Below are 13,418 nucleotides of genomic sequence, written 5' to 3'. Positions count from 1 at the left end.
AATAGCAATCTTGTTGGTGTGGCGATCTTTCACTGGGGATGGGGTGTACGCGGTGTTTTACTACAAGATTTCCATCTTACTTGGTAGTATGGTTACATAAACATTCAGAGTTGTGTAAAATTGTTTGAATAATCAACGGTATTTAACCATTTCGGGTTGAATATTTATAAGTAGTTTGACTACAAAGAGGTTTCAATGGTTCTGCCTTTTGCCGCCAAGTGGGTGGCATGTCAACGGGGGTTGCGTAGCGCTGCCCGGTCTGCGCTGTTGCTGGCCGGGCTGTGCTTTGGCGCGGCCAGCTTTGCCATCGACACCAGCCCGGTGCTGGCCGCCATCCAGCCCAGCACACTGCCAACCAATTGGCAGCGCGGTGCATTTATGGAGATCTTTGTCCGCGCCTACAAAGACAGCGATGGTGACGGCGTGGGCGACCTCAAGGGCCTGACCCAGCAACTGGACTACCTCAAAGACTTGGGAGTCACCGGCATCTGGCTGATGCCCATCACCACCAGCGCCGATGGCGACCACGGCTACGCCACCACCGACTTCCGTGGCATAGACCCGGCCTACGGCTCGCTGGAGGATTTCGATGAACTGCTGCGCCAGGCGCACGCACGCGGCATTGGTGTGGTCATGGATTACGTCATCAACCACAGCGCCCGCCACCACCCCATGTTTATCAGCGCGCTCAAAGACGGCCCGGCCAGCCCCTTTTACGACTGGTTTGTGTGGGAGAAAGATGCGCCCCAGGGTTGGGACATCTGGGGCAAAAACCCGTGGACACGTACACACAAGGGCCACTATTTCGGCACCTTTGGCAAACACATGCCGGACTTCAATTTCATGAACCCTGCCGTGTTGGCCTACCACCAGGACAGTCTGCGTTTCTGGCTGAACCGCGGGCTGGACGGCTTCCGCTTGGACGCCGTGCCGCACCTGGTGGAAAACAGTGCCAAAGACTGGAACGACCAGCCCGAGAGCCGCAGTATCACCGGTGAGCTGCGCGCGCTGATCACCGCGTATTCGCAGCGCCATGTGGTGTGTGAGGCCACGGCCAATCCGCAGGTGTATGCCGCGGCGGATATTTGCGGCAGCGCCTTTGCGTTTGGGCTGGAGCGCAACTTGGTGAAGGCTGCCAAGGGTGACAAGAAGGCCATTCGTTACGTGGCTGACTACTTCACCTCCGCACCGCAGACCATGGCCACTTTTGCCGCCAACCACGACATCTTTGCCGGTGCGCGGTTGTGGGACCAGTTGCGTGGCAACCTGGCGCAGTACAAGCTGGCTGCGGCGTCCTACCTGCTGCAACCTGGCACACCCTTCATCTACTACGGAGAAGAGATTGGTATGGCGGGCATCCAGGGGCTGGATGGTGATGAGCCCCTGCGCGCGCCGATGAGCTGGACGTCAGACAAGCGCGGCGCGGGCTTTACCACCAGCATCAAGCCCTTCCGGCCCATCGCACCCAATGTGGCGCGTTACAACGTGGCGGCGCAGTTGGCCGATCCCAACTCTTTGTTGTCGTTTTACAAAAGCATGCTTGCTTTGCGCAACACCTTGCCATCGCTTGCCAGTGGCAGTTATGACGCGCCGGTGGTGCAGGGCGGGGTGATGGCCTACCGGCGCACGCTGGGGGCGGAGACCACGTTGGTTGTTGTCAACTACGACACCAAGGCCAGCAAACTCGCGCTCAAAGACTTGCAGCCCATGGCAACACTTGTATCTGCCTATCCCGCCAAAGCCAAGCCCGTAGCCGCCAATGCCCGCGGCGGGCTCCGCCTGAGCCTGCCTGCCCAATCGGTGCAGGTCTACCGCTTGCAACCGTAAACACACGCTCTATCCTTAGCCTCAACCTCACACGCTTCGCCACCATGTACTTCAACAAAATTCGCCACCCGTCCAACTTCACCTTCGCCAGCGCATATGCCAACCAGACGCTGAGTGTGGGCGCCAAAACCGTGCAAGCTTCGGTGCGCGATTTGGGTGAAGACGTGTTCCATCTGGAGTTGAATGATGCGAAGCGCTGGCCGCTGGATGCACGTGTGTTGCCGTTGCATGACGATGCCTTCAAAATCAATCCGTCGCAGTACCAACTCGGCATCTCCGCCACTGGCCACTTGGCTTTGACCGCACCCGACGGTGCTGAACTGCTCAGCGGCGTAGCCAGTGCCAGTGTGGGCGTCTGCGGCAGTGCCTGGCTGGTGCAGTTTGCGCGCAATGCCGATATGCGTTTCTTCGGCCAGGGTGAAAAAACCACCGGCCTGGAGAAGACCGGCAAACGCACCAAGTTCTGGAATGCCGACGTGTGGGCCGACCACGCCATGCACACCATTGAAAATGGCCAGGCCGATCCGCAATACGCGGCCGTGCCCTACCTGTTGGTGCGCCATGGCACGCGCTGGGTCGGCATTCTGGTAGACCATCCCGGCGCGGTGTTTATGGACACGGGCTCCAACTGGTTCTTCTCCGGCAAGGACGACCAAAATGCACCGCCCGCCTTCTGGTTTGGTGCGGATGAAGGTGTGCCGGCGTTTTATGTGATTGCCGGTGACAGCGCCGCATCCGTTACACAGCGTCTGCAGCGTCTGGTGGGCACCACGCCGCTGCCGCCGTTGTGGTCGCTGGGCCACCACCAGTGCCGCTGGGGTTACGCCGGCACCAAGGATTTGAACGCGCTGGATGCAGGGTTTACTGAACACGAATTCCCCGCCGACGGCCTGTGGCTGGACATCGACTACATGGACCGCTACAAGGTCTTCACCACCAGCCCCGAACACTTTGGTGACTTGGGCGCGGAACTCAAAAAACTGCAGGCCAATGGCCGCCGCATCGTGCCTATTCTGGACCCCGGCGTAAAGGTGGAAGAGGGCTACGAAGTGGCCGAGAGCGGCACGGCCGCCGGCATCTTCTGCCACAACCCCGAGGGTCAACCGTATGTGGGTTTTGTGTGGCCGGGTCGCACCTGGTTCCCGGACTATTCGCTGCCCGAAGGGCGCGACTGGTGGGCAAAATATTCCAAGGCCTTCCGCGAGTCCGGCTTTGACGGCGCCTGGCTGGACATGAACGACCCCAGCACCGGCGCTGCCGAGGTGGATGACATGCTGTTCAACCGCGGTACCTGGCCGCATTGGACGTACCACAATCAATACGCGGTCGGCATGGCCCAGGCCACGCGTGACGGTTTTCTGGCGGCGCGCCCGGACGAACGTCCGTTCTTGCTGGCGCGCAGTGCCTACACGGGATCGAGCCGTTTCACCGCACTGTGGACCGGCGACAACCACAGCAACTGGCACCACCTGCGCACCAGCATCCACTGCAGCATGAACCTGGCGTTGTCGGGCATCCCGTTCAACGGACCGGATGTGCCCGGCTTCGGCAGCCATGCCGACAAGGAGCTGGCCATCGCCTGGTACAAGGCCGGCTGCCTGTTCCCCTTTATGCGCAACCACGCCAATGCTGGCACCGCGCGCCAAGAGCCCTGGGTCTTCGGCCCCGAGGCCCTGCAGGTCATCCGCCACCATGTGCGGCTGCGCTACAAGCTCTTGCCCTACATGTACCAGCTGTGGAACGACCAGGAGAAGAACGGCACGGCCGTCATGCGCCCGCTGTTCCACGACTACGCCAATACCGATGCCATGGAGTTGGACCGCATCGACGACCAGTTTTTGATTGGCCCGGCCATCCTGCAGGCACCACTCGTTCAACAAGGCCAACAGCAACGCAATGTGATCCTGCCTGGCACTGGGCGCTGGATGGATGTCAATACGGGTGACTTCCTTGCGGGAGGCCGCGGCATCCATGTCACCAGCAACACCGAGAGCACACCGATTTACCTGAAAGAAGGCAGCCTGGTCCCCATGCAGGTGGGTGTGCGCACCACGGCCGCCAATGACCTGGCCGACATCGAACTGCACGTGATCCTCGGCGCGGGCAGCACCGGCACTGCCACGTTGGACTACGTGGCAGACGATGGCCTGAGCTACGGCTACCAGCGCGGCGTGCGCAACGTCTACCGCCTGACGGCCAGCCGTGCGGGCGATGTGCTTACGCTGGATGTCAGCGCCCTGCAAACAGGCTGGAAGCCGCTGCGCCTGCGGGTGGTGGGTTACGACAGTGCCAGTAGCCTGCAACTGCGGGTGGGTGACCAGCGCAGCACACTGGCGCTGACACCGTTTGCATGGAACTTCAGTGGCGGTAGTTTGGCAGCTGCTGCCAGCGCGCCTATCGATCTTTAACCCTGTTCCCGTCATGGGTGGGTCGCGCGGTGCGTGCACAATGAGGCCCCGAGCCGCGTACGTCCGCGCGTGCCAAACACCCGAGTTGTTGGAATGGGCATACGAAGCAGCATTTGGGCCGTCCTGGGCCGCAGTGAACCGTCAGACTCCGCTGACGTGGCGCTGGAGCGCGTGCGCAAGGCCATGCTGCTGGTGGTGGAAGAGTACGGCGGTGACGACCACATTCGCCTGGACATGAAAATCAACTTCGCCCGCGAGATAGCCGAACTCTGGTTCTTGCGCCCCGAGCTGATGCACCTGGTGGCCGCCACGCAGGGCGAGCAGGTGGCCCAGGAATGTATGGCCGAGATCACGGCCCTGTTCAAGAAACACCACCTGGGTGGCACGCCGTCGCGCTTCGGCAAGCTGTAAGGGCGCCGCCAGCCGCCTGTTAGTGCCCTATTTGCGCACGGGTGAGTCTTTGGAAATGCCCCATGACGAGTCGCTCGTGGAATTGGGCGACTTGGCCCGCACTTCCTCCTTGGCCTGCTCCAAAGCAGGTGAATAGGAAGGGCCCTGCGCCGCCATCCACAGCGCAAAACCCACGCCGCCGATGATTACCGCCGCGCCCAACACCAGCTTCAGCGCTGTGACCCAAACATTGGGTTCTTTATCGTCCTGTCGCGCCATGGCGTCCCCCGTTTGTTCAACTGCTGTTGTGTCAAAAAAATCAGGCCTGCTGAATGTCACCAATGCACAGGTACTTGATTTCTACATAGTCATCCATGCCAAAGTGTGATCCCTCGCGGCCCAGACCCGACTGTTTGACTCCACCAAAGGGCACATGTTCCGTGGCCAGTATGCCCACGTTGATGCCCACCATGCCGTACTCCAGCGCCTCGCCCACGCGGTAGATGCGGCCGATGTCGCGGCTGTAGAAATAACTGGCCAGGCCGAACTCGGTGTCGTTGGCGGCGTCAATGGCTTCCTGCTCGGTCTTGAACTTGAACACCGGGGCGAAAGGGCCAAATGTTTCTTCACGTGCACACAACATGTCGGCGGTGGCGTCGGCCACCACGGTGGGTTCAAAAAACTGGCCCGAACCCAGCGCCTTCAGCCGCTTGCCACCGGCCACCAGGCGGCCGCCCTTGGCCACGGCGTCGTCCACGTGGCGTTGCACTTTTTCCAGCGCGGATTCTTCGATCAGCGGGCCCTGGTTGACGCCGTCCTCAAAACCATTGCCGACCTTGGCGGTGCGCACTTTGGCAGCAAACTTTTCGACAAACTGGTCGTACACACCTTCTTGCACATAAAAGCGGTTGGTGCACACGCAGGTCTGGCCGGCATTGCGGTATTTGCTGGCAAAGGCGCCTTCCACCGCGCTGTCGATATTCGCATCGTCAAACACGATGAAGGGCGCATTGCCACCCAGCTCCAACGACAGTTTTTTGACCGTGGGTGCGCTCTGCGCCATCAAAATACGGCCCACTTCGGTGGAGCCGGTAAAGCTGATGTGGCGCACCACATCACTGGCGCACAAAACCTTGCCAATGGCGATGGACTGGCTGCTGTCGGCGCAGAGCAGGTTCAGCACACCGGGGGGAATGCCGGCGCGCTGGGCCAGTTCGGCCGCGGCCAGCGCGGTCAGGGGGGTCAGTTCGGCAGGTTTGATGATGACGGTGCAGCCGGCGGCCAGCGCGGGCGCGACTTTGCGGGTGATCATGGCCAGGGGGAAGTTCCACGGCGTGATCGCCGCGCACACACCAATCGGTTGTTTGATCACCATCAGGCGGCGGTTGTTGTCAAACTGGGGCAGGGTCTCGCCGTTGATGCGTTTGGCCTCTTCGGCAAACCATTCCACAAAACTGGCCGCATAGGCCACTTCGCCCTTGGCTTCTGCAAACGGTTTACCTTGCTCGGCGGTCATGATGCGGCCCAGGTCTTCCTGGTTGGCCATCAGCAGATCAAACCATTTGCGCAGGATGGTGCTGCGCTCCTTGGCGGTCTTGCTGCGCCAGGCGGGCCAGGCGGCGTTGGCGGCGGCGATGGCCGCTTCGGCGTCGGCAGCACCCAGGTTGGCCACATCGGCCAGTTTTTCGCCAGTGGCGGGGTCCAGCACGTCAAAACGGCTGGCGCCGGCCAGCCATTGGCCGTTGACCAGGGCGTCGGTTTTGAAGAGGCTGGGGTCTTTGAGCAGGGCCAGGGGGCCGGGCAGATGTGTAGGCATGGATGGGGTCTCTTGGATATAGGATTTATTGTGTTTGGGGGCTGACTGTAGCGAACTCCGGGTGCAATGTTAGTCAACTTCGCAACACCCGGCCCTCGCCCCAAGGCTAAGCTTGGGACTAAGCCCGCCAGTCGCAGCGATAATAGAAGGCTTTCGATTCCCCTTTTTTGTCTGTAGTTGAACGAGCCCACGCCATGACCCAAGCTGTAATGAACGTCGCCGAAATCCGCAAGTCTTTCCTCGACTTCTTCGCCTCCAAAGGCCACACCGTGGTGGCCAGCAGCCCGCTGGTGCCTGGCAACGACCCCACGTTGATGTTTACCAACTCGGGCATGGTGCAGTTCAAGGACGTGTTTTTGGGCACCGACAAGCGCTCCTACGTGCGCGCAGCCTCCGTACAAGCCTGTCTGCGGGCCGGTGGCAAACACAACGATCTGGAAAACGTGGGCTACACCGCCCGCCACCACACCTTCTTCGAGATGCTGGGTAACTGGAGCTTTGGCGACTACTTCAAGCGTGATTCGCTGAAGTGGGGCTGGGAGCTGCTGACCACCGTCTACAAGCTGCCGCCCGAGAAGCTGACCGCAACCGTTTATATCGACGATGACGAGGCCTACGACATCTGGACCAAAGAAATCGGCCTGCCGCCCGAGCGCGTGATCCGCATTGGTGACAACAAGGGCGGCAAGTACAAGAGCGACAACTTCTGGATGATGGCCGACACCGGCCCTTGCGGCCCCTGCTCGGAGATCTTTTACGACCACGGCGACCACATCCCCGGCGGCCCACCCGGCAGCCCTGGTGAAGACGGCGACCGCTTCATCGAAATCTGGAACCACGTGTTCATGCAGTTCGACATGCAGCCCGACGGCAGCCTGAACAAGCTGCCCGCCCCCTGCGTGGACACCGGCATGGGCCTGGAGCGCCTGGCCGCCATCCTGCAGCACGTGCACAGCAACTACGAGATCGACCTGTTCGACGCACTGATCAAGGCCGCCGCCCGCGAAACTGGTTGTACCGATCTGGACAATAAATCCCTGCGCGTGATTGCCGACCACATCCGCGCCACCGCCTTCCTGGTCAGCGACGGTGTGTTGCCCAGCAATGAAGGCCGTGGCTACGTGCAACGCCGCATCGTGCGCCGCGCCATCCGCCATGGTTACAAGCTGGGCAAGAAGACGCCGTTTTTCCACAAGCTGGTGGCCGATCTGGTCAAGGTGATGGGTGCGGCATATCCCAATCTGGCCTCGCAAGAGAAGCGTATTACCGATGTACTGCGCGTCGAAGAAGAGCGCTTCTTTGAAACCCTGGCGACCGGCATGGAAATCCTCGACGGAGCCCTGGCTGGCGGTGTCAAAGTGCTGCCCGGCGATGTGGCCTTCAAGCTGCACGACACCTATGGCTTCCCGTTGGACTTGACGAACGACGTGGCCCGTGAAAACGACGTCACGGTGGACGAAGCCGGTTTTGACGCCGCCATGGACAAACAAAAGGCCGCAGGCCGCGCTGCCGGCAAGTTCAAGATGGACAAGGCGCTGGAGTACACCGGCGCTGGCAACACTTTTGTCGGTTACGACCAGCTGACGCAAGCCGCCAAAATCGTCGCGCTGTACGCCGATGGCACACCCGTGTCCGAACTCAAGGCTGGCCAAAACGGTGTTGTGGTGCTGGACTCCACCCCCTTCTATTCCGAGAGCGGTGGTCAGGCTGGCGACGAGGGCGCAGTGTTCTCCGACAGTGGCCTGTTTGAAGTGGGCGACACCCAAAAAATCAAGGCCGATGTATTCGGCCACCACGGCACGCTGAAGACCGGCGCGCTGAAGGTCGGCGACGCCGTCACCGCCCATGTGGACGCTTCCATTCGCGCCGCCACCGTGCGCAACCACAGCGCCACCCACTTGATGCACAAGGCCCTGCGCGAAGTGCTGGGCGAGCACGTGCAACAAAAGGGTTCGCTGGTGAATGCCGAGCGCACCCGTTTTGACTTTGCGCACAACGCACCGGTGACCGATGCGCAGGTCCGTGAGATCGAGAACCGCGTGAATGCTGAAATTTTGTCCAACGCCGCCGCACAAGCCCGCGTGATGGACATCGAATCGGCCCAGAAGACCGGCGCCATGATGCTGTTCGGCGAGAAGTATGGCGAAACCGTGCGTGTGCTGGACATTGGCTCCAGCCGCGAGCTGTGCGGTGGAATCCACGTTAAAGCCACCGGCGACATCGGCCTGTTCAAGATCGTGGCCGAAAGTGGTGTGGCTGCTGGTGTGCGCCGGGTAGAAGCCGTGACCGGCGTGAATGCGCTGTCTTACCTGCAAGACCTGGAAGACACTTTGGGCACTGCCGCCGCCACGCTGAAAGCCCCCGTGGCTGAGTTGGGGACCAAGCTGGGCCATGTGATGGACCACGTCAAGGCGCTGGAGAAGGAAGTCGCCGCCCTCAAGGGCAAGCTGGCCTCCGCCCAGGGCGACGAAATGTTGAGCCAGGCCGTGGATATTGGCGGTGGTATCAAGCTGCTGGTCGCCAAGCTGGACGGTGCCGATGTCAAAACCCTGCGCGACACCATGGACAAGCTCAAAGACAAGCTCAAGACCGCCGTGGTGGTGCTGGGTGTGGTGGATGGCGACAAGGTGCAGATCGCGGTCGGCGTGACTCCAGACACGACTGCCAAGGTCAAGGCCGGGGAGCTGGTCAACTTTATCGCCGCGCAAGTGGGCGGCAAGGGCGGCGGCAAGGCCGACATGGCCATGGCCGGCGGCACCGAGCCCGCCAAGCTGCCCGCAGCGCTGGCCAGCGTGCAGGCCTGGGTGGCTTCCAAACTCTGATGGTGTAGCGGGATGCTATCGAATAGATAGCGGTACCGTTATATCCGACGGGGGCTAGAGGCCAATTTGGCTTAAAGAGTCTTGGCCCACAGGCGCTGGGCCAGCGCCGCGACCATGGGCTCTTGCGCCTTGGCAGGTGCGCCGGGTGCCAGTTGTGTTTCTACCAGCCGCTGCAGGGTTTCCAGGTGCGGCAAAACCGTGCCAAAAAAATACACCCGCTCCCGGCTGGCCATCAGCAGGGTGGGGAAGTTCTCCACCTCAATCGGGTCTACCAGCTCGGACTCGTCTTCCACATCAATCCAGACGAAGCGCACGCCAGGGAATTGCGCCTGGAGCTGTTCAAACTTGGTTTGGTAGTCGCGGCAGGTGCCGCACCAGTCGGCACACAGGCAGGCCACCAGCATGGGGGGTGAGGCCTGTGGAGTGGAATTGGAAGTCTGCATGGCCCAATGATCGCAGATCGCTACCCGTAAATCCCCGGTATGACCTCATCCCCAACTTGCATGGCATATGGGCCCAAGCGTGACCATAATCCAGTATTTGAGCTGGAGTCGTCTGCATGCCCGTGTCCCCCATTCGCCGCATTGCCATCTGCACCGGAGGCGGGGATGCGCCGGGCCTGAACGCAGTGATCCGCGCGGTGACCATTGCGGCCATCCGCCGGGGCTGGGAATGTCTGGGCATACGCGACGGATTCAACGGCGTCCTGTTCCCGGAGCGCTACCCGGCAGGCGGCGTGGTCCGCCTGACCCGCGACCTGGTGCGTGGCATCGCCCACCAGGGCGGCACCATCCTGGGCACCACCAACAAGGGTGACCCCTTCCATTGCCAGACCCGTCTGCCGGATGGAACCCTGGGTGAGAAGGACCGCTCGGATGAGCTGGTGGCTTACTTTGCCGAACACGGCATCGATGCCCTGGTGTCCGTGGGCGGTGATGGTTCGCTGACCATTGCCAACGCCCTGCACCAGAAGGGCCTGCGCGTGGTGGGTGTGCCCAAGACCATAGATAACGACCTGGACAAAACCATGACCACCTTTGGTTTTGACTCCGCGGTGGGCTTTGCCACCGAGTGTCTGGACCGCCTGCACAGCACGGCCCAGAGCCACCAGCGCGTCATGGTGGTGGAGGTCATGGGCCGTTATGCCGGCTGGATTGCGCTGCATGCCGGTATTGCCGGCAACGCCCATGGCATCCTGATTCCCGAGATCCCTTTTGACGTTGACCGACTGGCAGAGCACATCCAGGCACGCGACGCCTATGGCCAAACCTACTCCATCGTGGTAGTGGCCGAGGGCGCCGCGCCGCGTGATGGCCATGCCCATGTGCTGCAACCTGCCGAGGCCGGCCATGCCGAACGTCTGGGCGGCATGGGCGAGCAGGTGGCCAATGCCTTGCAGGCGCGCACCGGCAAAGACACCCGTGTGGTGGTGCTGGGCCATTTGTTGCGCGGCGGCAGCCCCACGGCCTTTGACCGCCTGGCGGCCCTGCGTTTCGGCGCGGCTGCCGTGCGCGCACTGGAAGAAGGTGAGACCGGCGTCATGGTGGCGCTGGCCTTTCCCAATGTAAATTACGTACCCCTACACGACGTGGCCGGCCGCATGAAGGCCGTGCCACTGGATGGCGACACGCTGCAAACCGCGCGCGATGTTGGCATTTGCATGGGCGACTAGTACCCACTCGCAGTACCAGCCCTGACCCCAGAACCCGACTACCGATTACCGATACCCCGGAGAATAAAAACCATGAGCCACGAACTGTCCCCCGCCGAACAAGCCCTGCGCGAAGCCGCCCGCGAATACCACCGCACGCCCACCCGCGGCAAAATTTCTGTCACACCCACCAAGCCGCTGTCCAACCAGCGCGATCTGTCGCTGGCCTATTCACCCGGCGTCGCCTATCCCTGCCTGGACATCCAGGCTGATCCCTCGCTGGCGGTGGAGTACACGTCGCGCGGCAACCTGGTGGGTGTCATCACCAACGGCACGGCTGTGCTGGGCCTGGGCAATATCGGCCCATTGGCCGGCAAACCGGTCATGGAAGGCAAGGGCTGTTTGTTCAAAAAATTTGCCGGCATCGACGTGTTTGACATCGAACTGGCCGAGAACGACCCCGACAAACTGGTGGACATCATTGCCGCCATGGAACCCACGCTGGGCGGCATCAACCTGGAAGACATCAAGGCGCCCGAGTGCTTCTACATCGAGAAGAAACTCAGCGAACGCATGGGCATTCCGGTCTTCCACGACGATCAGCATGGCACAGCCATCATCTCGTCGGCAGCCTTGATCAACGGCTTGGAGCTCGTTGGCAAACGCATTGAAGATGTCAAGGTGGCGGTGTCGGGCGCAGGTGCTGCGGCGCTGGCATGCCTGGGCGTGATGGTGGGCTTAGGTGTGCGGGTGGAGAACGTGTTTGCCTGTGATTCCAAGGGCGTTATTTACGAAGGCCGCCCCGGTGGTTACGACGAGTCCAAGGCGCGTTTTGCGCAGAACACGTCCGCCCGCACGCTGGCCGATGTGGTGAACGGTGCCGACGTGTTCCTGGGCTGCTCCACCGCCGGTGTGCTGACCGTGGAGATGGTCAAGACCATGGCCGACAAGCCCATCATCCTGGCGCTGGCCAACCCCGAGCCCGAGATCCGCCCCGAGCTGGCCAAGGCCGCACGGCCAGACTGCATCATCGCCACCGGCCGCTCCGACTACCCCAACCAGGTCAACAACGTCCTGTGTTTTCCCTACATCTTCCGTGGCGCGCTGGACTGCGGTGCGACCAAGATCACCGAGGCCATGAAGCTGGCCTGCGTACGCCAGATTGCCGACCTGGCCAAGGCCGACATCAGCGAAGAAGTGGCCAATGCCTATGCCGGCAAGGAGTTGGTGTTTGGACCCGACTATCTGATTCCCACACCGTTTGACTCGCGCCTGATTCTGCGCATTGCGCCCGCCGTGGCGCAAGCCGCTGCAGACTCTGGCGTGGCGGCCCGGCCTATTGCCGACATGGAGGCCTATCGCCAGCAACTGTCACGCTTTGTCTACCAGACCGGCATGTTCATGCGCCCGGTATTCAGCGCCGCCAAGGCCGTGTTGCCCGCCGCCAAACGGGTGGCTTTCGCAGAAGGTGAAGATGAGCGTGTGCTGCGCGCCGCCCAGGTGGCGGTGGACGAGGGCCTGGCCTATCCGATCCTGATCGGCCGGCCCGCAGTCATCCAGGCGCGCCTGGCCAAGGCAGGTTTGCGCCTGCAGATCGGGCGTGACGCGGACTGCGTCAACCCCGAAGACGACCCCCGCTTCCGCCAGTACTGGGAGCTGTACCACAAGCTCATGGGCCGCCACGGCATCACACAAGAAGCAGCCAAGGCGGCAGTGCGCCGCTCCAACACCACGATTGCCGCGTTGTCCGTCAAGCTGGGCCACGCCGACGCCATGTTGTGCGGCATGGTGGGGCGTTACGACGTGCACCTGGGGCACGTGCGCGACATCATCGGCCTGCGTGCCGATGCGCCTGGTCTGGCCGCCATGAACGCGCTGATGCTGGAGAAATATGCACTGTTCATCGCCGACACGTATGTCAACGAAGACCCCACCGCTGAGCAACTGGCCAGCATCGCGCTGATGGCGGCGCAGGAGGTCAGTCGCTTCGGTCTGCCGCCCAAGGTGGCGTTTTTGTCGCACTCCAATTTTGGCTCCTCCGACCGTCCATCCGCCCGCAAGATGCGCCTGGCGCGCGAGCTGTTTACCAAGATGGCGCCGGATATTGAGTGTGATGGCGAGATGCAGGGTGACGCAGCCCTGTCCGAGACCGTGCGCCGCTCGGCATTGGCGGATACAACCTTGCATGGCGAAGCCAATTTGTTGATCTGCCCGAACCTGGACTCGGCCAATATCTTGTTCAACGTGCTGAAGATGACGGCGGGCAATGGCGTGACCGTGGGGCCCATCCTGCTGGGTGCAGCGGCATCGGCGCATATCCTCACACCATCGGCTACCGTGCGGCGGGTGGTGAATATGACGGCGTTGGCGGTGGCCAATGCGGCGGCGTTTGCTTAGATTGAAAAGTGGTCTTGCAAATTACAAGTTTGTATAAGCGAAGGCCTTTTCAGTCATGCGAGTGACAGAAGGGGCTTTTCAAAGATTTACACTAAAGGGTTTTCCCG

At 61.6% G+C, this 13,418-nt stretch carries 9 protein-coding genes; 6 read left to right on the top strand and 3 right to left on the bottom strand.

Annotated elements, in window-relative coordinates; translation table 11 throughout:
• The first annotated feature begins 195 nt into the window (after positions 1-195).
• The 3 genes from HZ993_RS06025 to HZ993_RS06015 all read left to right on the top strand — a co-directional run bounded on the left by HZ993_RS06025 (position 196) and on the right by HZ993_RS06015 (position 4,646).
• A complete protein-coding gene (locus HZ993_RS06025) occupies positions 196-1,827 on the top strand; it encodes an alpha-amylase family glycosyl hydrolase (protein WP_209396348.1) in 1,632 nt (543 codons plus the stop codon).
• Positions 1,828-1,871: 44 nt separating this feature from the next.
• On the top strand, positions 1,872-4,235 hold the full coding sequence (locus HZ993_RS06020; protein WP_209396347.1) for a TIM-barrel domain-containing protein: 2,364 nt from the start codon (positions 1,872-1,874) through the stop codon (positions 4,233-4,235).
• A gap of 93 nt (positions 4,236-4,328) precedes the next feature.
• Complete coding sequence (locus tag HZ993_RS06015) at positions 4,329-4,646, top strand: hypothetical protein (protein WP_209396346.1); 318 nt, start codon at positions 4,329-4,331, stop codon at positions 4,644-4,646.
• A gap of 27 nt (positions 4,647-4,673) precedes the next feature.
• On the opposite strand, the gene HZ993_RS06010 is transcribed toward HZ993_RS06015, so the two are convergent.
• Positions 4,674-4,904, bottom strand: coding sequence for a hypothetical protein (locus HZ993_RS06010; protein WP_209396345.1), 231 nt, complete (start codon positions 4,902-4,904; stop codon positions 4,674-4,676).
• Between the two features lie 40 nt (positions 4,905-4,944).
• A complete protein-coding gene (locus tag HZ993_RS06005; RefSeq protein ID WP_245213833.1) occupies positions 4,945-6,441 on the bottom strand; it encodes an NAD-dependent succinate-semialdehyde dehydrogenase in 1,497 nt (498 codons plus the stop codon).
• Positions 6,442-6,635: 194 nt separating this feature from the next.
• On the opposite strand from HZ993_RS06005, the gene alaS reads away from it, so the two are divergent.
• Positions 6,636-9,263 carry an alanine--tRNA ligase gene (alaS, locus tag HZ993_RS06000; protein WP_209396344.1) on the top strand — a complete coding sequence of 876 codons (2,628 nt, stop codon included), beginning with the start codon at positions 6,636-6,638 and terminating at the stop codon, positions 9,261-9,263.
• Between the two features lie 71 nt (positions 9,264-9,334).
• Here alaS and HZ993_RS05995 read toward each other — a convergent pair whose 3' ends face one another.
• Complete coding sequence (locus tag HZ993_RS05995) at positions 9,335-9,706, bottom strand: thioredoxin family protein (RefSeq protein WP_209396343.1); 372 nt, start codon at positions 9,704-9,706, stop codon at positions 9,335-9,337.
• Positions 9,707-9,822: 116 nt separating this feature from the next.
• Here HZ993_RS05995 and HZ993_RS05990 point away from each other — a divergent pair, with 116 nt between their 5' ends.
• Both HZ993_RS05990 and HZ993_RS05985 read left to right on the top strand, forming a co-directional pair.
• Positions 9,823-10,935 (top strand): 6-phosphofructokinase, encoded by a 1,113-nt coding sequence (locus HZ993_RS05990; protein WP_209396342.1) that lies wholly within the window; start codon positions 9,823-9,825, stop codon positions 10,933-10,935.
• A 72-nt stretch (positions 10,936-11,007) separates the two neighbouring features.
• Positions 11,008-13,311 carry an NADP-dependent malic enzyme gene (locus tag HZ993_RS05985; protein ID WP_209396341.1) on the top strand — a complete coding sequence of 768 codons (2,304 nt, stop codon included), beginning with the start codon at positions 11,008-11,010 and terminating at the stop codon, positions 13,309-13,311.
• Positions 13,312-13,418 lie beyond the last annotated feature (107 nt).

The sequence above is a fragment of the Rhodoferax sp. AJA081-3 genome (assembly GCF_017798165.1).
GTDB lineage: Bacteria > Pseudomonadota > Gammaproteobacteria > Burkholderiales > Burkholderiaceae_C > Allorhodoferax.
Note: the sequence above shows the minus strand (reverse complement) of the source record. Positions and strands in the feature narration are given on the sequence as shown.

What these genes read in the sequence shown, in the direction of transcription:
- HZ993_RS06025 (WP_209396348.1), top strand. Translation starts at nt 196, where the DNA reads ATGGTTCTGCCTTTTGCCGCCAAGTGGGTGGCATGTCAACGGGGGTTG.
- HZ993_RS06020 (WP_209396347.1), top strand. Translation starts at nt 1,872, where the DNA reads ATGTACTTCAACAAAATTCGCCACCCGTCCAACTTCACCTTCGCCAGC.
- HZ993_RS06015 (WP_209396346.1), top strand. Translation starts at nt 4,329, where the DNA reads ATGGGCATACGAAGCAGCATTTGGGCCGTCCTGGGCCGCAGTGAACCG.
- HZ993_RS06010 (WP_209396345.1), bottom strand. Translation starts at nt 4,904, where the DNA reads ATGGCGCGACAGGACGATAAAGAACCCAATGTTTGGGTCACAGCGCTG.
- HZ993_RS06005 (WP_245213833.1), bottom strand. Translation starts at nt 6,441, where the DNA reads ATGCCTACACATCTGCCCGGCCCCCTGGCCCTGCTCAAAGACCCCAGC.
- alaS (WP_209396344.1), top strand. Translation starts at nt 6,636, where the DNA reads ATGACCCAAGCTGTAATGAACGTCGCCGAAATCCGCAAGTCTTTCCTC.
- HZ993_RS05995 (WP_209396343.1), bottom strand. Translation starts at nt 9,706, where the DNA reads ATGCAGACTTCCAATTCCACTCCACAGGCCTCACCCCCCATGCTGGTG.
- HZ993_RS05990 (WP_209396342.1), top strand. Translation starts at nt 9,823, where the DNA reads ATGCCCGTGTCCCCCATTCGCCGCATTGCCATCTGCACCGGAGGCGGG.
- HZ993_RS05985 (WP_209396341.1), top strand. Translation starts at nt 11,008, where the DNA reads ATGAGCCACGAACTGTCCCCCGCCGAACAAGCCCTGCGCGAAGCCGCC.